The following is an 18852-nucleotide window of genomic DNA, read 5'->3' as shown; positions in this document are numbered from 1 at the left end:
GTAAAAAATAGGGTAACCTTATGAAAGCGTTAATTGTTTTTTACAGAGGTAGAGCATGGATATGGAACTGAGTCTTTTGCAAACACGGGTCATTGGTTGTCTCATAGAGAAAGAGGTTACAACCCCGGATCAATACCCTCTCACCCTTAACGCCCTCACCACTGCCTGTAATCAGAAAAGTAATCGTGATCCGGTCATGAGTCTGTCTCAAACGGAAGTACAGGAAGTGCTCGATGAATTGAATAAGAAACATCTGATCCGTGAAGAGGGAAGCTTTGGTAGTCGGGTGCAAAAGTATAAACATCGTTTCTGTAATACTGAATTTTCTGAGTTGAAGCTGAGTGAGCAGGAACTGGCTATTGTTTGCACGCTGTTCTTGCGGGGGCCGCAGACCCCGGGAGAACTGCGCAGTCGTACTAATCGTTTGTGTGGCTTTGGTGATGTCCATGAGACGGAGTCGGTGCTACAGAAAATGAGTGAACGGGAAGAGTTTCCGCTAGTGGTACGCATGCCTCGGGAGCCGGGAAAGCGGGAATCTCGTTACGCGCATCTCTTTAGCGGCGAAGTAGAAGCGGCTGATCCATCTGACTATAGTCCGCCTGTCCCGCGCGCTAGTGCCGCCAATGATGCGATTATCGCATTGGAAAAGCGGGTCACCGAATTAGAAAAAATCATCGCTGATTTGCAGGAAAAGCTGGGCGAATAAAGGCTTTTTCATAATAGACAAACAGCTCACCTCAGTGTCAGACTGCGTTCAGCCTGTTTGATACTGAGGAACATATATGCCTGCTCGCAGCCTGGATTTCTACTTTGATTACATCTCGCCGTATGCCTATTTCAGTTGGCGTAAAATTCATGAGCTCTGTGATCGTTATGATATTGTCCTGAACGCGCATCCGGTGGTGTTTGGTAAGTTGTTAGATCACTGGGGGCAGCTGGGGCCAGCGGAAGTTCGGCCTAAGAAAACGGCGCTGTATAAGTACTGTGATCGTTACGCAAAACTGCATAATTTTGAGTTTAACCCCCCGGCCTGTCATCCCTATAATCCGCTACCGGCGTTGCGTTTATCGTTGCCAGAGGTGAGCGGTAAAGATCAGCATCGCGTCATCAGCGCTATTTTTGAGGCGGGCTGGTCAAAAGGGGCTGATCTGTCTTGCCGGAATACCCTGGCTGAGATTTTGGATAACCTGCAACTGGACAGTGCCGCGTTACTGGCTGCGATTGAATTCCCCGAGATTAAAGCCGGGCTCAAAAAGGTAACTGAAGCAGCGATCAGTCGTGATGTGTTTGGTGTGCCGACCTTTATTATTGAGGATGAACTGTTCTGGGGAAATGATCAGCTGGAGCACATTGAACTCTATCTGCAGGGCAAGGACCCGCTTGATGCCGAACGAGTTGAAAAAATGCTTGCCCGGCATCGGGGTATCGACCGTAAATCTTTTGTACAACGTAAGTCAGAGGCGGGTTAGAAAGAGATTGGCAGAGCGCGATACGCTCAGATGCTAATTTACAGTAAAGCTCGTTTTTGGCCTGATTAATTTTTGACAGGGCTGACAGACTTATCGGCTATTTTTTGTTGGCTTATCGACGCTTGTTGAAAGCATTCTGAAACTCTTCTTAAGATCGGCGTATCAATGCCCGGTGAGCTGATCATATTCATACGCATGACCAGATTACTATGTAATATATCGGTAGGCAGCGTTCGTGTCTTATGACCGGGTAATAGTGATTCTGGCAACAGGGATATGGCAAAGCCTTCTTCTACAGCGGTAACGATATTGTCCAATACCGGGCTGCCGAATACTATCCGATAGGGTTGGCCTGATGTTTTTAGCTGTGTCAGACAAAGATCCCGCACAATACAACTATCTTCATACATCGCTATGGGCAGTGGTGATTGTTCTTCCAGCCTGGCACTGCTGGGTGCCACCCATAACAGTCTTTCGCTCCACAGCAGAGTCTCATCAGAATGTTCGGATTCGCCTGCAACAATGGCAATATCCAGTTCCCCTGCAGAGATCAACTCCCTAAGGTTGCGACTGCGATCACAGATAATACGAGCTTCGAGGTTAGGCAGCTCGGTGGCGAGTATTGGCATGAAAAAACTCAGAAAACTCTGGGCGTAATCGGTCGGAATTCCAAAGCTGAGTTTTCCGGCCAGGTCTGTATCACTAAGTGCTGCCAGGGCTGCACTGCTGAGTTTCAGTAGTTGTTCACTGTAACTGAGCAGGGTCTGGCCAGCTTCAGTCAGACGGATGCCCCTATTACTCCGCTCAAGCAGGCAGTTACCGGTGAGCTCTTCCAGCTTTTTGATTTGCATACTGACCGCTCCCTGGGAACGATACACTTTCAGCGCAGCTTTTTTTAGTTCACCGGTACGGGCCACCATAACAAAGGTGCGTAGCAGTTCAAGGTCGAGTATCTGTTTCAAAAGAGGCTCCGTGAATACTAAACTCAATTTAGAAAATCTAAATCAGTGCTTAATTAATATTCGTTTGCCTGAAGTATGCCTTTTTTTTAATCTAACAGGCAAGTACCTGGCTACTGACTATAAACGACTATCAGATAACCGGGATAAATTATCGGGAAGCTCCCTTCCCAGCTATGGAGCGTTGTATGTCTGTTTCTGAAACACTAAAGCAAATGTCAGGGGTGGCTCTCACGGGTCATGGTGGTCTGGAAATGCTGCAGTATAAAACTGACCTGCCGGTGCCTGAGCCAAAAGCAGATGAGGTACTAATCCGGGTTGGTGCCAGTGCGGTTAATAATACTGATATCAATACCCGGATCGGTTGGTATTCAAAGAAAGTGAAAGAAGATACTAATGCCGGTGCAACAGATGGCTTTGGTTCAAAGGTCGATGACGATGCCAGCTGGTCTGGAGTGCCATTACAATTACCCCGTATTCAGGGCGCGGATTGCTGCGGTGAGATAGTTTCAGTGGGTGAAAATGTCAGCCCTGATCGGGTGGGAGAGCGAATATTAGTCAGGCCTATGCAGGAGGCATTTGGCAGTGTAAGAAAGTATCAATGCAGCACTTACGGTTCTGAATGTGATGGTGGTTTTGCTCAATATGCGATCGCTCGCAGTAATGAGGTGCTGAGAGTGGAGAGTGATCTTACTGATGCACAGCTGGCTTCATTTCCCTGCGCATATTCTACCGCCGAGAATATGATCGATCGGGTTAATGTTCGGGCCGGAGAAACGGTTCTGATTACGGGGGCATCCGGTGGTGTGGGGTCAGCCGCTATTCAGTTGGTGAAACGACGGGGTGCAAACGTCATCGCAGTCTGTGGTGAAGAAAAGATGCAACAGATTAGTGAATTGGGGGCTGACAGGGTAATCCCGCGGGGCTCTGATTTACTATCAGAGCTGGGACCTGATGCCGTGGATGTAGTCATCGATCTGGTTGCCGGGGAACAGTGGCCGCAACTCCCGGACCTGTTGTGCCGTGGTGGTCGCTATACCGTTGCCGGTGCTATTGGTGGTCCGTTGGTCGAGATGGATGTTCGGACTCTGTACCTGAAAGACCTGAGTTTTTTCGGCTGCACCTATCAACCTCGTCATGTTTTTGAAAACCTGATCGGCTATATCGAACGGGGAGAGATTAAACCGCTGGTGTCACAAGAATTTCCCCTGTGCGAGATAGGTGAAGCGCAGCAAGTATTTATGGCTAAGCAATTCATCGGTAAGTTGATATTGCTACCGCCGGAGGATAAGTAATATGAGAATTATTGACGCTTCAATGTTCCACCGGCCGTTACCAATTAACGGATAGCCTTATCGAATCGCTTGGCAGAGTCTGACCAGCCTTGAATCAACTCTGGACAGGAACGCAACTGATACTGGTGTCTCTGGTTTTGGCGAGCTTTGTTTACCGGGATCAAAAGGCTTATCAGAGCAGTAGCTTTTTGCCGGATCTTTGTTGAGGCCCCTGCATTCGTGGAATACCGCTGTAGCCTGAAGGTAGCACGGTAATCCTGCCGCCCTGTTGCAGAAACTGACTGGTTTGGCTGTGAATTGTTTCGTGGGTTTCATGGGCTGGCGGTGGCTTTGGAACGTTTCGCAAACGCAGGGCTTTCATCTTTTCTCTCGCTGTACTTTTTATCTCAGGGATAAACAGTATAGGAAAGGATTATTGAATTGGTTAATAAATAACCAGAACATACTGTATATAAAGGCCAGATTTTCTCTTTTAACCCTCGTAGTTGAGAGTTAACCAATCTGAAGGCTGTTACTCGAATAAATTATTTAAAGCGATGATCAGCGCTTTTGACGGACGAGCAATAGTGCAGCGCATACGACCATAACGCCACCGGTGATGGTCGTCCAGCTAAGCGGCTCGCCTAACAGTGATACGGCAATGACGACAGCCACAACAGGCTCCATCGTTGACAGAGTAGAGGCGTTGGCCGCTCCAATACGATGCGCACCACTGATGAAAGTGGCAAGAGGAGCCAGTGTGGCGAATAGTGCCAGCCCGATAACGGCACTCCAGCCAGTAGCTGTTTGGGGCATGGTGATGTGGTGGAACTGTGCAACCACGATAAAGATCAGGCTGCCCGCTATCATAATCACAGCTGCACTGGCGATCGGGTTCTCTGGTTTAGCCTGGTGTGACGCATAAATGATGGCAGAGCCGTAACTGAGGGCCGCAAATAGCGCCCACAAGATACCGGTGATATCGCCTTTCAAATCTATTCCAGCCGCAAATATCACGCCGCTGATCGCTAAGGTGAGGCTTGTTACCCTTAGCCGGGTTAGTTTCTCCTTGAGAAAGAGTATGGCAAACAGTGTGACAAAAGCCGGAAAGGAAAACATTAATATAACCGCGAGACTAAACGAAGCGCTTTGACTTGCGTTGTAATAACCCAGGCCTGCACCGGCATAGCCAGCACCAATGGCTAGGTTCTGAATGAATAGCTTGGGCTTTGGCAGCGAGATACCACGAAGTTTAAGCCAACCCAGTAAGACGACCGAAGAGATACAGAAGCGGGACAAAAGCAGCCCGGTGGTGTTGGTGCCATCGTTATAGGCGAAAAAAGCGAAGAAAGGTTGCAGGCCATAGCAGACAGCAGATATCAGGACGAGAACGCAGCCGCCAATATAATGCTGCCGGTCCAGTGTTAGCTGATCAGCGATCGATGTTGCAGATATAGTCATCGCTACTACTCCTGATAAAACAGGCACGCTAATAGCTAATTTATGGCGAGACAAGCACATCCGGTGAAGATGTCGTGATCAATGCATAGAAGGGCTTAAATAGACAATTAATGAGACTCTGGTGGTCAGTACTGACTGAAGAATGCTCTTTTTTGCCGCCAACGTTATCGTAGCCAGAGTCTCAATAACTCTGCCCTTTTGAGGGCATGTTTTTGACTCAGGCTTTCTCGTATTGTTCTGCCTGAAATTATTGATAGGTTGAGAATGAATGCCGTATGTCAGGCATTACATTTTTCAATGACTTAACGTGTGATAAAAAGGTGAAATTATGCTGTCTAACGAAGAAATGGAAGATATCGAAGTAGCAATCGAAGAAGGTCAGGATAGTTTATAAAGAAGCGCTTCACACAAAGCGCTTTGTTTAAAGCGCTTTACTAAATAGCCAGACGTGACTTCGTCACTTATTAGCGGCTAGATATACGCAATTAATCTTTGATTACGACATGAGCTTATATTCCTGATTCTGCTTTATTATGAAATTGTTATGTTATAACATCTTTTTTCGTTGAAGTTGCTCAAAAGAATAAGTAGCTAATCATTGAATCAAGGTTAAAAGTAGGAGATACCATCTAATGGCTAAGGCGTTTTTTCAGAGTATCGAAAACAGCGCTCATAACGACAGGCTACCTTTGGCTGAGGTGGTGGAGAACCTCAGTTTTAATGAACAGGGATTGATTCCTGTGATAGCGCAAGATGTCAGCAGTAAGGCTGTATTGATGCAGGCCTGGATGAACAGTACGGCGCTGGATAGAACCCTGGCAACCGGGCGCATGGTGTATTGGTCCCGCAGCCGTAACTGTTTTTGGGAAAAGGGCGCGACCAGTGGTCATACGCAGACGTTGGTGAGTATGTCTTTCGACTGTGATGGCGATGTTATTCTCTGTCAGGTGAATCAGCAGGGTGCGGCGTGTCACACCGGCCGTCCAAGTTGCTTCTATCTGGCCGTGAAACCGGAGCAGGGCGAGGTAGTCGTGATTGGAGAAGCCTCTTAGTGATGAAGACAACACTGATAAAGCATGCCCGGCTATTTAATGAGGGCGAGGCGTTTGTTGCAGATGTACGGATTTGTGGTCAGAGAATTGATCAGATTGCCGCTGAAATTTCTGCGACTGGCAATGATCATATTATTGAAGCCGAAGGTTGTTGGTTACTACCAGGAATGATTGATGATCAGGTTCATTTCCGTGAGCCGGGTATGACCCATAAGGGAACGATTGCCAGTGAATCCCGCGCAGCCGTTGCTGGCGGGATAACCAGCTTTATGGAGATGCCCAATGTAGACCCTTCCACAACGACGCTGGCTGCACTGGAGCAGAAGTACCAGTTGGCAGAGCGGCACTCAGTGGCAAACTATGCGTTCTATCTGGGGGCGACGCTGGATAACCTGGAAGAAATTAAACGCCTGGATCCATCTCAGCATTGCGGTGTAAAAGTCTTTATGGGCGCATCTACCGGGGACCTGTTGGTCGAAGCACCAGCGGTACTGGAGGCAATCTTCCGTGATAGCCCGGTATTGATAGTGACTCATTGCGAGAGCGGACCGATTATTCAACGTAATCTCAATGACTATCGTTTGGCTGGTATCGAACCAACCATTAAAGATCACCCGATCATCCGGTCTGCAGAGGCTTGTTATGCATCCTCTTCCTACGCCGTCGCGTTAGCAAAGAAATACCAGAGTCAGTTGCATGTTTTACATATCACGTCTGAGCAAGAACTCTGCCTGTTTGACCCAGGGCCGGTGGCTGGTAAATCGATTACTGCCGAGGCTTGCGTTCACCATCTCTGGTTCAGTGATCAGGATTATCCAACGAAGGGAAACCTGATTAAGTGTAATCCGGCAGTAAAATCTGCCAGTGACCGGGCCGCCCTGATCCAGGCATTGCATACCGGGCAAATCGATATTGTCGCGACAGATCATGCGCCCCACACCTGGACTGAAAAGCAGCAGGATTATATGCAGGCCCCAGCGGGTTTACCTCTGGTGGAACATGCACTGCTGAGTATGCTTGATCATGTGAAAAACAAACAACTGACCCTGCTACAAGTAGTCGAAAAAACCGCTCACAATCCGGCGATACGCTATGGCATTGCTGAGCGGGGTTTTCTACGCGAGGGATATTTTGCCGATCTGGTATTGATCGATCCTGAAGGCAGCACTGCTGTGAGTCCGGCTTCAAATCGTTATCTCTGCGGTTGGTCGCCTTTTGATGGTCACCGCTTCAGCTCCCGGATTCTCTCAACATGGGTCAATGGAACACAGGTGTTTGATGGCTATCAGCTGAGCTCAGAGCCGGCTGCCATGCCACTTAATTTCGCTCACTGATTTTTTCTCACTTACGACAAGATAACTATGCAAAATATAAAACCGCTTCCGGATGTGGCATCCCAGCATTCGGCTTCACACTCTCTGATGCTGCAATGGGTGGGAATGGAAGGTATCGCTTTACCGATAAAGCTAAACCTTGCTGATGGCAGCCCGTTACCGGTCAGTGCACAGGCCGATCTCTATGTCAGTCTGGACCGCCCCGATGTAAAGGGTATTCATATGTCACGGCTCTACCTGCAGATGAATCGTCATTTGGCGAACGAACCCCTGAGCCTGAATTCGGTAGCGCAGTTATTGTCCTTTATGGTGGAGTCCCAGGAGGGTATCAGTCAGAGTGCACGGCTTAACCTTAAGTTTGATCTGCTGTTGCAACGGGATTCCCTGCAGAGCAACGAACAGGGGTATCAATCCTATCCGGTCGCCTTAAATGCTGAACATCATAATGGCCGCCTGAGTATCCAACTAGAACTTACCCTCCCTTATTCCAGCACCTGTCCCTGCTCGGCATCCTTATCACGCCAGTTATATGGTGAGGCGGTTGACCGTCAGTTTGCAGGGGCTTCGATAGATAAACAGGCGCTCTTACAATGGATCCAGTCTGAGGCAGGCTCCATCGCCACACCCCACAGTCAGCGCTCCTATGCTTACCTGAAGTTGCAATTAGCTGATCAGACTTTTCCTGAATTGCCTGAGCTTATTGATGGTTTTGAACAAGCGCTGGGTACACCGGTGCAGACAGCAGTGAAGCGTAGTGATGAGCAGGAATTTGCACGCCTGAATGCTGAAAACCTGATGTTCTGTGAAGATGCTGCACGGCGCATTAAAACCCGTCTTGAGGGGATGGAACAGATAACTGATTACTGGTTTAAGGTGGAGCATCAGGAAAGCCTGCATGCGCACAATGCGGTCGTCATCGATCAGAAATACAACAGGGGAAGCTGAGCATGCTACGTAAAAATCCATCAGGGTTTAGTCCTGTTGTTTCTGAAAAAGCCTTTATTGATCCGACGGCAATCATCTGTGGTCGGGTTGTTATTGAAGATAATGTATTCGTTGGACCCTATGCGGTTATCCGGGCGGACGAAGTGGATGCTGAAGGCAATATGGAACCGATTATTATCGGGCGTGATTCCAATATTCAGGATGGTGTGGTGATCCACTCTAAATCTGGTGCTGCGGTGACCATAGGGCAGCGGACATCCATTGCCCATCGTTCAATTATTCATGGTCCCTGTGAAGTGGGGGATGATGTGTTTATCGGCTTTAACAGCGTGGTGTTCCGCTCGCATATCCATAATGGCTCTGTTATCCGCCACAACTGTGTTATCGATGGGTTGGACCTGCCGCCGCAGATGCATGTGCCGCCGATGACCAATATCGGGCCGGAGTTTGATCTTAGCGCTATTGAACAGGTGCCACCGGATTATTCCTCGTTTTCCGAGTCGGTCGTGGCCGCCAATCACTGGCTGGTGGAAGGGTATAAGAAACTGGCTAACGAGCTTTAACAGTTTTGCCGAAAAAGTGGCCAGACCGCTGCTTTGCGGCTGGCCAGACGGGGCTTTACTCTAATTGGTAAGGGGCTTAGCCCCAAGTCCAAGACCGATTAACTATGTTTGTCCAAAAATAGTCTGATCTGCTCAAAAGCATCTTTAGCTTCATCTAATTCAGGTTCAAACAGGTGCCAGTCGTGCATCATCTCCTGCCATATTTGCAACGTGACCTCGTTACCCGCCAGACGTGCTTTATTGGTATAGCGCCGGGCATCATCGATCAGGCATTCAGTATCACTGGCTTGTATCAGCAGTGGGGGGAGTCCGGCGAGGTCGCCGTGAATCGGTGATATAACAGGGTCACTGGGCCGCACCCGGGCACTGATCCAGCCAGTTAATAACAGCATGGTTTTGGGGACTTTAACCATCGGTTTAAAGAAGCTTTGTAGCATCACATCGCGGTTTAAGTTGTTGATGATGCTAGGGCTGGAAACTGTGCTGTCCGTTGTCGGGCAGAGTGCCACAGCGGCAGCAGGTGCTAGTAACTGGTTATCGCGAATCCAGGCCAGCAGACAGAAAGCCAGACTGGCCCCGGCAGAATCGCCAACAAGCAGGAGCTGTCCGGCAGGTTTCTCGCCTTGCGGACCGTTATTCAGCAACCAGCGATAGATATCCTGACAGTCTTCAACACCCTCAAGGCGGGCATTCTCAGGTATCTTCCGGTAGTTAACCGCAAACACTGCCGCACCCGTGATCTCGGCCAGCTTGCTGGTGATGATGCGGTGACTTTGTGGGCTGCCCATCATAAAGCCACCCCCGTGAATATAGAGCAACCGCTTATCCGGGTCTGCGTCCGGGGCCATCACCCATTCCCCCTCAACCGGGGCGGTATCAGCGCTGACGAAGTTAGCCGTGGTTGTGCCTCTCAGACCAGCTTTATCCATCGCTTTACGCATGGCCAGTAACTGCTGCTGTTTTGATAGCTTGGCAAAGGCAGGGTCGACATTAGTGAACTGCTTCTCAAGCTCAAAGTGGGGTGGCGAAGCTGGCTTATCGTAAAACAGCGGCTCAACCGGCGTGTCATATTGCGACAGATCTTCACCGGTGACAGCGACCTTAATGAAAGCCCAAAGCGCGATCAGCGAGAGGATGATAAACAGGGTAAACCAGAGCATAAAAGTCCCGTTGTTGTATTGGTCGTACAGAAAGACCAAGTACTTAATATATTGAAGTGTATAGCTTGAAGCTGGGCTAGAACGTCGAACAAGTTCGACTCGCCAGACGTCGCTTCGCGACTTGCTAGTAGCTAGAAAAAACCTAAAGCCTTCTTTAAATACTTGCCTATACTAGCAAAGTTGTACCTTCGTAAGGTAAGACGGGTCTAAATAACTTCCCTTTTTGTACAAGTGAGGGGCAGATTTTTATATATAGCACTAAGCGCTATGCTTTATTCAGCTCCTTACTTGAAAGCAGGAAGGATGATTATGCGAATATTCAAGAGCGGGGCGTTTAATAAATGGGCAGTTAAAGCAGGCGCATTGATCGAGGTAAAAGGTAGTGGATAAATCAATTTTAGAAGTAGTACATGAGGGTGTAAAAGACCTCAATGATGCAGGGGTAATGGACGAGATAACCCTGCGTGAATTTGATGCTTTATGCCTGCCGCCAGTGAAGAATTACAGTGCTCTGGAAATCCAGCAAATCCGTAAAAGAAACAAAGCCAGCCAGGGCGTATTTGCCGCCTACCTTAACACCACCAAATCAACGGTACAGAAATGGGAACAAGGTCAGAAAAAGCCCAGCGCTCCCTCGCTAAAACTGCTGAATATGGTAGATCAGAAAGGCATAGAGATTCTCGCTTAGACGAATCGCTTCGCTCAGTTGCTCGATCGCTGAACAAGTTAAGCTAGCTAGACGTTGCTTCGCAACTTGCTCGTGGCTAGCAAAAACGTAAAAGGCCACATCTAACCTATATTGCCTATCAATGGATAAATCCCTTTTCAGACCAGTTGCCCAGCACTCATTGATAAGGCATTATCAAGTCAAAGGATACGCGCAGTCACAAGCAACAAAGACTGTGCAACTGATCAAATGAGTTTACTCATTTTCAGTGGACGAGAATGAAGTAGCTTATTGAAAGCTTTTCTCTGAATTTTACGCTTGACAGCTGATTGATACCTTGCGATATAAGTGAGCAAGTTTTGTAACCTTGTAAGGCCGTACAATAAATTGTCATGACTCAGCCAGCCATTTTAACCGGAGATATAAATGATCAAGGCTTTTTTATCACACTCAAGTAAAGACAAAGACGGATATGTAAGAAATGTCGCGAAATGGCTGGGTAAAGATAATATAATTTATGATGAGTTCACCTTCGAAGAAGGTGAAAAGCCATTGGATGAAATACTCAAAGGGTTGGATAATTCGAGCATTTTTGTGATTTTTCTATCTGAAAGTGCATTATCATCGTCTTGGGTTCAAAGGGAAGTCGTTGAAGCTAAGATTCGTTTAGATGATGAAAGCTTAAATAAGATATTCCCTATTATTATTGATGACAGGCTAACCTATGAGGATGTTCGTATTCCTGACTGGCTAAGAGATAACTATAATCTAAAGCCTATTAAACGAGCGCAAGTTGCATCTAAAAGAATTCACAATAAATTAAGAGAGCTTAGTTGGTCGAAACATCCTCAGCTTAAAAAGAGAAATACTATATTCGTTGGAAGGAACGATCATCAAGAAAAATTTGAAGAGAGAATTCATGACTTTGATAAAGAAAAACCTACAACAATAATAGTCTCTGGATTTTCTGGCGTAGGAAGACGAACATTTCTTCACAGAGCATTATATAAAACAAATATTACAGAGTGTTCCAATAAACCCTCCTCAATACTTCTTGATAGAAATGTTTCGATTGAAGATTTCATTTTGAAAATTAATGACCTTGGTTTGGTTGATCTCGATAAAAATATTTTTTCATTAGCTGATAAAACGATGGAAGAAAAAATACAGATCATACACAAAGTAATGGACTCGGCTTACAACTCAAAAGAGTTGATTTATCTTGTGGACGATGGCTGCATAGTAAATTATGAAAGGTGCGTATCAGACTGGTTTGTAGAGGTTGTTGATTCTTATAAAAAGAACGGATTTCCAATTTTTTGTATATCATCAAGGTACAATGTCAACTTTAAAAACAGACCAAGAAATGAAAGTTTCTATTTTGTAGAGTTAAATGAGCTTAACTCCAATGAAAGAAAACGGCTGTTTAAGCAGCTCTTGGAGTTGTATGAAGTTAGTCTTGATAAAGTAAGCTTTGAAGACATATCTGCCTTATTGTCAGGGTTTCCAGATCAGGCAATGTTTGCTGTTGATGTATTAAAAGATGATCCGGCGACCAAGATAATAGATAAAATACCAACAATTTCTGAATTCAATACTGATAAAGCATCCATTCTTCTTAATAAGTACGAGAATAAAGAAGATGTTCTAGATTTTATTAGGCTTTTGGCGCAGTTTGAGGTTATTAGTTCAGATTTTATTTTTTCTTTAGTTTCAGAGGAGAAATATTATCCTATTCTGGAAAGATTGGCTGCTGAACACATAGTTGAGTTAATTGGCCTCGATGGGGAAATTATTCGCCTTAACGATATAGTTCGCGACTATATTAAGAGAAATAGAATTAAGTTAAAAGAAGAAGTTTTGGAGGTGATTCAGAGTCAAGTTAAGTTAATAGTCGATTCCGATGATGTTTTCGAAAGGGATTCATCAGAGTATATATTTACACTAAAGGAAGCCCTTAAAAATAATATCGAAATTGATGAGAAGTTATTAATACCCTCACATTACCTTCGTTGCATGAAGGACCTTTATTACAGTAAGGGGAACTTAGATAGAATAATTGAACTGGCTGATATAATTCTTCAGAAAGAAAAGTCTCTTGAGTATCGAGTTCTACAAGACATTAGATACTACTTGTGCCTAGCCTTGGCCAAAAAGAAAAATCGCAGAATGCTCTCGGAAGTTCAGAATATAAAGGGTGACGAGCATACTTTCCTGTTAGGTTTCTACTACAGGCTTAGCGGTCGCCTGAAGGAAGCCTTGGAGAAATTTGAAATTATTGTTGATGCCAAATATGTTAGTGATCGAGCTAAGCGCGAAATTGTGCAAATTTATGTTCAGCTTGAAGAATATGATCTGGCTTTAGGTTATGCAAAGAATAACTATGAAGGGCATAGAGGTAATCAATTTCATACTCAGGCGTATTTCAACTGCCTCGTGAACTCTGAGAATGCCCAAAAGCATGCTTCCACATTGAAAAGCCTGATAGAAAACTTGAGAATTATCGATTCAGAACAATCTAATGAAATAGCTGATATATCAGAAGCCGTGTTTCTAGCTAAAGTAGAAGGAAAAGAGGTGGAGGCCCTGGATAAGATAGGTGACTGTGTAGATATGCGGCCAGACAACCACTATCCCTTATTAGCAATGTGTGACTTGGCGATTAAGTACAAAAACATTGAACTACTTACTGAAGGTGTTTTAAGGCTTCGGAATATTAGGAAGAGAAAAAACGTATCCTCAAGGACATTTAATAAATACGAGTCCTATGTTTTTGCTCTCAATGGTAATATTACAGATGCTATTAAAGTAATTGAAAAGGATCTATCTAGATACCCTCAAGAAAGTAAAGATAGAATAATACGAAGCATCAGGGAATGCGCTAAAGAAAAGTCATAACAAGCGCATGTTGTCGGACTGGTTTTCCGCTGCGCTCCAAAACAGGTGAAAATTCGGGCGTTATGACTCAAAAGATAAATGGGGTCAGAATAAAATTAGTTCTGGCCCCATAAATCAACCTTACGAAGGCACCAATTCCAGCCCCATATCCACGCAACATTAAGAAGGCCCTTGCGAGCAACGAGCAAGCAGCTTGCTGCGTTCGATCAACGAGCGACGGCCCTTATTTCTTAGCCCTTGCAGCCGTCGGCGATACGCCAAAGTAATCTTTATAACAATTCGAAAAGTGACTGGTGCTGACAAACCCACTCGCCAGGGCGACATTGGTGATGCTTTCATTGGTTTGCAGCAGTAGTCGGCGGGCATGGGTGATCCGCAGCTCTAAATAGTAGCGAGAAGGGCTGGTTTCAAGATGTGTTTGAAAGAGTCTTTCCATCTGACGGCGGGATATCCCAACATGCGCAGCCAGTTCTTCCAGGGTTAAGGGCTCTTCAATATTGTTGTTCATCAGCTGCATGAATGAGCGAAGGTTTTCCGGGTGTGTTGGATTATCCCCGGCCTGTAGCTTCATTTTTCCGCCACTCTCGGCGACCTGATCACAGCTGAGAATTTCACGAATCGCTCGTGTGGTATCTTCACCATAATACTGATCGACCAGCGTTAGCATCATCTGCAGAGCGCTGACGGGGCCCGCACAGGAGGCGCGTTTATCCGCCATGACTAAGGCGGTATCAGCCAATTGCACTAAGGGAAACTGTTCGCGGATAAAGGCGTGGTTATCGGGGTGGGCTGCACAGGGCTGATCATTAAGCAGACCCGCATGGGCGATAGCGATACTGCCGTTCCATATCCCCCCCAGGGTTAATCCCAGCTTATCTGCGGCCTTGAGTGTTTCGGTAAGTTTTGAATTTTGATTGAGTTCACAGCGGAAACCGCCACAGACGATGAGGATATCGATACTGCCGCGATGCTCGATAGCGAAGTGTTCCAGGGTGGCATTGGTGGCGATCTCAATACCCAGATCACTTAAGGCTTTGCGCGAATCGACCCCCAGGGTGATGTGCTCGAACAGCGGCGCCGTACGGACAAGATTTGCCGTAACCAGCGTATCGACGGCGGCGGTAAAGGCCATCAGTGAGAAATGTTCTAATAAGACAAAACCTACTTTAACAGGACGTTCCGGCGCGTGATCTGACGGCAGGAACTGGCTGTTACTGCTACGCATGGTTGAACTGAAATCACGTTTTTTTTGAATATTGGCCATTACTGCCTGCGCCCTGTCTTATTTGTGCGGACTATAGCCTGCATCTGGTCTCAATTCTAGCACCTGAGTTTCTCATCATCAGATAGGCATTATCTTGTAACAACGGGATAAGTGAATCTTGTTCTGGTTTTTAAATAGTTATCGGTAGGATTGCTTAACTTTTTGTTCCGCTTTCGCTAAGCACTCTTGTAAAAAAAAGGGGACCTTTGAACGGCAAAGGTCTTAACAATCTAAAGCCGTCGCCCGCTGCTTGGTTGGCTGCGCCAACTTCCCTGTGCGTTTCGTTTATAAACAGCGCTGCGACAGGCTTTGCCTGAACAGCTTTAGCTGGCCCGAAGGGTAGACGTTTGCGTCTATAAACTCACGGGCTTCGCCCGCTCAGACGGTCCTCGCTTGACCTGTTTATAAACTCCAATGCTCGGCTGCATAGAAGGGGAAATGCTTCCGTGCTAGCCGAACCTTACGGAGTCATTACTGGGTTGATATATAAGCGTGAAAAGAAGGCTTTTACGTTTTTTCTAGCAAGGAAAACGCAGTTTTCCGTCTAGCCACTAGCGAGTGACGTAGTCACGTCTAGGAGAAAAGCGAAACTTTCCGTTCTGACGACTGTCGTCGTTGCGACTTTATTTTTTAGTTTTTATGCCCTGTCGTAAATGGACATTCCCGAGGCGTGTTCGAGCATAGCGCTGTGCCGGTGAGCCGTTACTATCGGTCTTATGGGATATGTTCAGGCATGACAGGGAAGGGCAAACACTGCTGCAGAGCAGGTTTGGCCATACCGGCTTTACTTCCCAAACGGTGTTTAGTGCGTAAAAGAGTTTACGTATCTAACCCACCTACAATAACTAAAAATTGATTTTTGCTCGCCTTAGTTGGCTTGGCGTGGAGGTATAGATGTTTACGAAAGAAGACCAGATCCAGGGATATGATGACGTTCTGTGGGCCGCGATAGGTAAAGAGGAAGTTCGCCAGGAAGAACATATCGAACTGATCGCTTCTGAGAACTACACCAGTCCACGTGTCATGCAGGCGCAAGGTACCGCGCTGACTAACAAATATGCTGAAGGTTATCCTGAAAAGCGTTACTACGGTGGTTGTGAATACGTTGACGTTGTTGAGCAACTGGCGCTGGATCGTGCTAAAGAGTTGTTTGGTGCTGAATACGCAAACGTACAGCCACACTCTGGTTCTCAGGCAAACGCAGCGGTATACATGGCGCTGTGCGCACCGGGCGATACTGTTCTGGGTATGAGCCTGGCACACGGTGGTCACCTGACTCACGGTTCTCACGTAAACTTTTCCGGCAAGATCTATAACGCTGTTCAGTACGGTCTGAATGAAGCGACCGGTGAGATCGATTACGAAGAAGTAGAGCGTCTGGCGGTAGAGCATAAGCCGAAGATGATCGTTGCGGGTTTCTCTGCTTATTCTCAGATTGTTGACTGGGCGCGTTTCCGCGAGATTGCTGACAAAGTTGGCGCTTACCTGTTCGTTGATATGGCACACGTTGCCGGTCTGGTTGCTGCAGGCCTGTATCCGAACCCGGTTCCTTTCGCTGATGTTGCAACAACGACAACACACAAGACGCTGCGTGGTCCACGGGGTGGTCTGATCCTTTCCCGTGATAACGAGCTGGAAAAGAAACTGAACTCTGCTGTCTTCCCCGGCGGTCAGGGTGGTCCTCTGATGCACGTTATCGCTGCTAAAGCGGTTGCGTTTAAAGAAGCGCTGGATCCTGAATTCAAAGAGTACCAGTCGCAGGTTGTTAAGAACGCCAGCGCGATGGCTGAAGTGCTGATCGAACGTGGTTTCGAGATTGTATCCGGCGGTACTAAGAACCACCTGTTCCTGCTCAGCCTGATCAAGCAGGGTCTGACAGGTAAAGATGCTGATGCGGCGCTGGGTCGTGCAAACATCACTGTAAACAAGAACGCTGTACCGGGTGACCCACAGTCTCCGTTTGTCACTTCAGGTCTGCGTATCGGTTCTCCGGTTATCACGACTCGTGGTTTCAAAGAAGAGCATTGCCGTACACTGGCAGGCTGGATCGCTGATCTGCTGGATGTGCTGAATCAGCCAGAAGCACTGGAAGCGAAGATTACTGAAGTGAAGCAGCAGGTTGTTGCGCTGTGTGCTGACTACCCTGTTTACAAGTAATTTGATTCTTAACTCTAATTGAACACCTGGCAACCATCGCTTCTGACAGAGATACTTTCAGAGCGGGTTGCCCCTTACGGGAGCTGATCCTATGCAGCATTATTCAGGCTTCGGACTGTTCAAACACAGTCTGACTCATCACGAGAACTGGCAGCGCGCCTGGCGTAACCCTACGCCAAAGAAGAAGTATGACGTCATCATTATCGGTGGCGGCGGTCACGGTCTGGCGACTGCTTACTATCTGGCGAAAGAGCACGGTGTCACTAACGTAGCGGTTATCGAAAAAGGTTATCTGGGTGGCGGTAACACGGCCCGTAACACGACTATCGTACGTTCTAACTACCTGTGGGATGAGTCTGCTCATCTGTATGAGCACGCGATGAAATTGTGGGAAGGCCTGTCTCAGGATCTGAACTACAACGTTATGTTCTCCCAGCGCGGTGTATTGAACCTGGGTCACACCTTGCAGGATATGCGTGATATCGAGCGTCGTGTAAACGCTAACCGGTTGAACGGTATCGATGGTGAAGTACTGGATCCGCAGTCGATCAAAGAGATCGTACCGCATATGGATTGTTCAGCTAACAGCCGTTACCCGGTGATGGGTGCTTCATGGCAGCCACGCGGCGGTGTAGCCCGTCACGATGCGGTCGCCTGGGGCTTTGCCCGGGGTGCTGACTCTTTCGGTGTTGATCTGATTCAAGAGACCGAAGTGACAGATCTGATTATCGAAGACGATACGATTATTGGCGTTAAGACTAACCGTTACGGCGATATTATGGCCGATCGTGTGGGTTCTGTTGTTGCCGGTAACTCGGCGGTTGTCGCTAAGATGGCCGGTTTTGAACTGCCGCTGGAATCGCATCCGCTGCAGGCGCTGGTATCTGAGCCCATTAAGCCGGTTCTGGATACGGTGGTTATGTCTAACCATGTACACGGTTATGTCAGCCAGTCCGATAAGGGCGACCTGGTAATTGGTGCGGGTATCGACGGTTACACCGGCTACGGTCAGCGGGGTTCTTACCCAACCATTGAGCACACCGTGCAGGCGATTGTTGAGCTGTTCCCAATGTTCAGCCGGGTACGCATGAACCGTCAGTGGGGCGGTATTGTTGATACTTGTCCTGATGCTTGTCCGATCATCAGTAAGACACCGGTTAAGAATCTGTTCTTCAACTGTGGTTGGGGTACCGGTGGCTTTAAGGCGACTCCGGGTGCAGGTAATGTTTTTGCAGCGTCTCTGGCTAAGGGTGAAATGCACCCACTGGCAGAGCCATTCTCTATGTTCCGGTTCCACGACGGCGCGCTGATTGATGAGCACGGCGCCGCTGGCGTAGCACACTAATAAAAGGGGCTGACTAACATGTTTCATATCTACTGCCCGCATTGTGCGGAATACCGAGAAGAAGAAGAATTTCACGCAGCGGGTCAGGCGCATATTCCGCGTCCTTTAGATCCGGAAGCCTGCTCTGATAAAGAGTGGGGCGAGTACATGTTCTTCCGTAAAAACCCACGTGGCATTCACCACGAACTATGGGTTCATGCTGCCGGCTGTCGCAAGTTCTTTAACATGACTCGCAACACCCAGACTTACGAAATTAAAGAAGTCTACAAGATTGGCGAACAGCCATCTGTAGTCGCTGAATAAA

17 protein-coding genes are annotated in these 18852 nt (G+C 47.3%); 12 read left to right on the top strand and 5 right to left on the bottom strand.

Annotated elements, in window-relative coordinates; genetic code table 11:
* Window positions 1-55 precede the first annotated feature (55 nt).
* Both AMJAP_RS12630 and AMJAP_RS12625 read left to right on the top strand, forming a co-directional pair.
* Complete coding sequence (locus AMJAP_RS12630; protein ID WP_019620185.1) at window positions 56-706, top strand: YceH family protein; 651 nt, start codon at window positions 56-58, stop codon at window positions 704-706.
* Between the two features lie 76 nt (window positions 707-782).
* Window positions 783-1469, top strand: coding sequence for a 2-hydroxychromene-2-carboxylate isomerase (locus AMJAP_RS12625; protein ID WP_019620186.1), 687 nt, complete (start codon window positions 783-785; stop codon window positions 1467-1469).
* A gap of 65 nt (window positions 1470-1534) precedes the next feature.
* On the opposite strand, the gene AMJAP_RS12620 is transcribed toward AMJAP_RS12625, so the two are convergent.
* The gene (locus AMJAP_RS12620; protein WP_019620187.1) at window positions 1535-2431 is read right to left on the bottom strand and encodes a LysR family transcriptional regulator; all 897 of its coding nucleotides are present in this window, start codon (window positions 2429-2431) and stop codon (window positions 1535-1537) included.
* 185 nt (window positions 2432-2616) lie between these two features.
* Between AMJAP_RS12620 and AMJAP_RS12615 the strand changes: the two genes are divergently transcribed.
* A complete protein-coding gene (locus AMJAP_RS12615) occupies window positions 2617-3723 on the top strand; it encodes an alcohol dehydrogenase family protein (RefSeq protein WP_019620188.1) in 1107 nt (368 codons plus the stop codon).
* Between the two features lie 172 nt (window positions 3724-3895).
* Here AMJAP_RS12615 and AMJAP_RS12610 read toward each other — a convergent pair whose 3' ends face one another.
* Both AMJAP_RS12610 and AMJAP_RS12605 read right to left on the bottom strand, forming a co-directional pair.
* Window positions 3896-4084, bottom strand: coding sequence for a hypothetical protein (locus AMJAP_RS12610; protein ID WP_019620189.1), 189 nt, complete (start codon window positions 4082-4084; stop codon window positions 3896-3898).
* Window positions 4085-4263: 179 nt separating this feature from the next.
* Window positions 4264-5163 (bottom strand): DMT family transporter, encoded by a 900-nt coding sequence (locus AMJAP_RS12605; RefSeq protein WP_019620190.1) that lies wholly within the window; start codon window positions 5161-5163, stop codon window positions 4264-4266.
* Between the two features lie 632 nt (window positions 5164-5795).
* On the opposite strand from AMJAP_RS12605, the gene hisI reads away from it, so the two are divergent.
* The 4 genes from hisI to AMJAP_RS12585 are packed head-to-tail and all read left to right on the top strand — an operon-like array spanning window position 5796 to window position 9057.
* A complete protein-coding gene (gene hisI, locus AMJAP_RS12600; protein WP_019620191.1) occupies window positions 5796-6215 on the top strand; it encodes a phosphoribosyl-AMP cyclohydrolase in 420 nt (139 codons plus the stop codon).
* A 2-nt stretch (window positions 6216-6217) separates the two neighbouring features.
* Window positions 6218-7549: a dihydroorotase gene (locus AMJAP_RS12595; protein WP_019620192.1), complete on the top strand. Its 1332-nt coding sequence runs from the start codon at window positions 6218-6220 to the stop codon at window positions 7547-7549.
* A gap of 27 nt (window positions 7550-7576) precedes the next feature.
* Window positions 7577-8494, top strand: a complete 918-nt coding sequence (gene folE2, locus AMJAP_RS12590) for a GTP cyclohydrolase FolE2 (RefSeq protein ID WP_019620193.1) — start codon at window positions 7577-7579, stop codon at window positions 8492-8494.
* A gap of 2 nt (window positions 8495-8496) precedes the next feature.
* Window positions 8497-9057, top strand: coding sequence for an LbetaH domain-containing protein (locus AMJAP_RS12585; protein WP_019620194.1), 561 nt, complete (start codon window positions 8497-8499; stop codon window positions 9055-9057).
* 98 nt (window positions 9058-9155) lie between these two features.
* On the opposite strand, the gene AMJAP_RS12580 is transcribed toward AMJAP_RS12585, so the two are convergent.
* Window positions 9156-10217 carry an alpha/beta hydrolase gene (locus tag AMJAP_RS12580; protein WP_019620195.1) on the bottom strand — a complete coding sequence of 354 codons (1062 nt, stop codon included), beginning with the start codon at window positions 10215-10217 and terminating at the stop codon, window positions 9156-9158.
* A 382-nt stretch (window positions 10218-10599) separates the two neighbouring features.
* On the opposite strand from AMJAP_RS12580, the gene AMJAP_RS12575 reads away from it, so the two are divergent.
* Both AMJAP_RS12575 and AMJAP_RS12570 read left to right on the top strand, forming a co-directional pair.
* Window positions 10600-10905 carry a helix-turn-helix domain-containing protein gene (locus AMJAP_RS12575; protein ID WP_019620197.1) on the top strand — a complete coding sequence of 102 codons (306 nt, stop codon included), beginning with the start codon at window positions 10600-10602 and terminating at the stop codon, window positions 10903-10905.
* A 405-nt stretch (window positions 10906-11310) separates the two neighbouring features.
* Window positions 11311-13782, top strand: coding sequence for a toll/interleukin-1 receptor domain-containing protein (locus tag AMJAP_RS12570; RefSeq protein ID WP_019620198.1), 2472 nt, complete (start codon window positions 11311-11313; stop codon window positions 13780-13782).
* A 223-nt stretch (window positions 13783-14005) separates the two neighbouring features.
* Here the strand turns inward: AMJAP_RS12570 and AMJAP_RS12565 are convergent, their stop codons facing one another.
* Window positions 14006-15046 (bottom strand): GlxA family transcriptional regulator, encoded by a 1041-nt coding sequence (locus tag AMJAP_RS12565; protein ID WP_019620199.1) that lies wholly within the window; start codon window positions 15044-15046, stop codon window positions 14006-14008.
* Between the two features lie 894 nt (window positions 15047-15940).
* Between AMJAP_RS12565 and glyA the strand changes: the two genes are divergently transcribed.
* The 3 genes from glyA to AMJAP_RS12550 all read left to right on the top strand — a co-directional run bounded on the left by glyA (window position 15941) and on the right by AMJAP_RS12550 (window position 18851).
* Window positions 15941-17203, top strand: coding sequence for a serine hydroxymethyltransferase (glyA, locus tag AMJAP_RS12560; protein ID WP_019620200.1), 1263 nt, complete (start codon window positions 15941-15943; stop codon window positions 17201-17203).
* 91 nt (window positions 17204-17294) lie between these two features.
* Window positions 17295-18548: a sarcosine oxidase subunit beta family protein gene (locus AMJAP_RS12555; RefSeq protein WP_019620201.1), complete on the top strand. Its 1254-nt coding sequence runs from the start codon at window positions 17295-17297 to the stop codon at window positions 18546-18548.
* 18 nt (window positions 18549-18566) lie between these two features.
* Entirely contained in the window at window positions 18567-18851 is a 285-nt protein-coding gene (locus tag AMJAP_RS12550; RefSeq protein WP_019620202.1) for a sarcosine oxidase subunit delta, read from the top strand.
* Window position 18852: the final 1 nt, after the last annotated feature.

Origin of the sequence: Amphritea japonica ATCC BAA-1530 (assembly GCF_016592435.1) — a bacterium.
Taxonomy (GTDB): Bacteria; Pseudomonadota; Gammaproteobacteria; order Pseudomonadales; family Balneatricaceae; genus Amphritea; species Amphritea japonica.
The sequence above is the reverse complement of the archived record's forward strand: the minus strand, read 5'-3'. Positions and strand labels throughout refer to the sequence as shown.

Bases quoted from the DNA above. Each gene is read 5' to 3' on its own strand.
- AMJAP_RS12565 (WP_019620199.1), bottom strand. From the start codon at position 15,046: ATGGCCAATATTCAAAAAAAACGTGATTTCAGTTCAACCATGCGTAGC.
- AMJAP_RS12585 (WP_019620194.1), top strand. From the start codon at position 8,497: ATGCTACGTAAAAATCCATCAGGGTTTAGTCCTGTTGTTTCTGAAAAA.
- AMJAP_RS12550 (WP_019620202.1), top strand. From the start codon at position 18,567: ATGTTTCATATCTACTGCCCGCATTGTGCGGAATACCGAGAAGAAGAA.
- AMJAP_RS12570 (WP_019620198.1), top strand. From the start codon at position 11,311: ATGATCAAGGCTTTTTTATCACACTCAAGTAAAGACAAAGACGGATAT.
- AMJAP_RS12555 (WP_019620201.1), top strand. From the start codon at position 17,295: ATGCAGCATTATTCAGGCTTCGGACTGTTCAAACACAGTCTGACTCAT.
- glyA (WP_019620200.1), top strand. From the start codon at position 15,941: ATGTTTACGAAAGAAGACCAGATCCAGGGATATGATGACGTTCTGTGG.
- AMJAP_RS12615 (WP_019620188.1), top strand. From the start codon at position 2,617: ATGTCTGTTTCTGAAACACTAAAGCAAATGTCAGGGGTGGCTCTCACG.
- folE2 (WP_019620193.1), top strand. From the start codon at position 7,577: ATGCAAAATATAAAACCGCTTCCGGATGTGGCATCCCAGCATTCGGCT.
- AMJAP_RS12580 (WP_019620195.1), bottom strand. From the start codon at position 10,217: ATGCTCTGGTTTACCCTGTTTATCATCCTCTCGCTGATCGCGCTTTGG.
- AMJAP_RS12610 (WP_019620189.1), bottom strand. From the start codon at position 4,084: ATGAAAGCCCTGCGTTTGCGAAACGTTCCAAAGCCACCGCCAGCCCAT.
- hisI (WP_019620191.1), top strand. From the start codon at position 5,796: ATGGCTAAGGCGTTTTTTCAGAGTATCGAAAACAGCGCTCATAACGAC.
- AMJAP_RS12630 (WP_019620185.1), top strand. From the start codon at position 56: ATGGATATGGAACTGAGTCTTTTGCAAACACGGGTCATTGGTTGTCTC.
- AMJAP_RS12605 (WP_019620190.1), bottom strand. From the start codon at position 5,163: ATGACTATATCTGCAACATCGATCGCTGATCAGCTAACACTGGACCGG.
- AMJAP_RS12625 (WP_019620186.1), top strand. From the start codon at position 783: ATGCCTGCTCGCAGCCTGGATTTCTACTTTGATTACATCTCGCCGTAT.
- AMJAP_RS12595 (WP_019620192.1), top strand. From the start codon at position 6,218: ATGAAGACAACACTGATAAAGCATGCCCGGCTATTTAATGAGGGCGAG.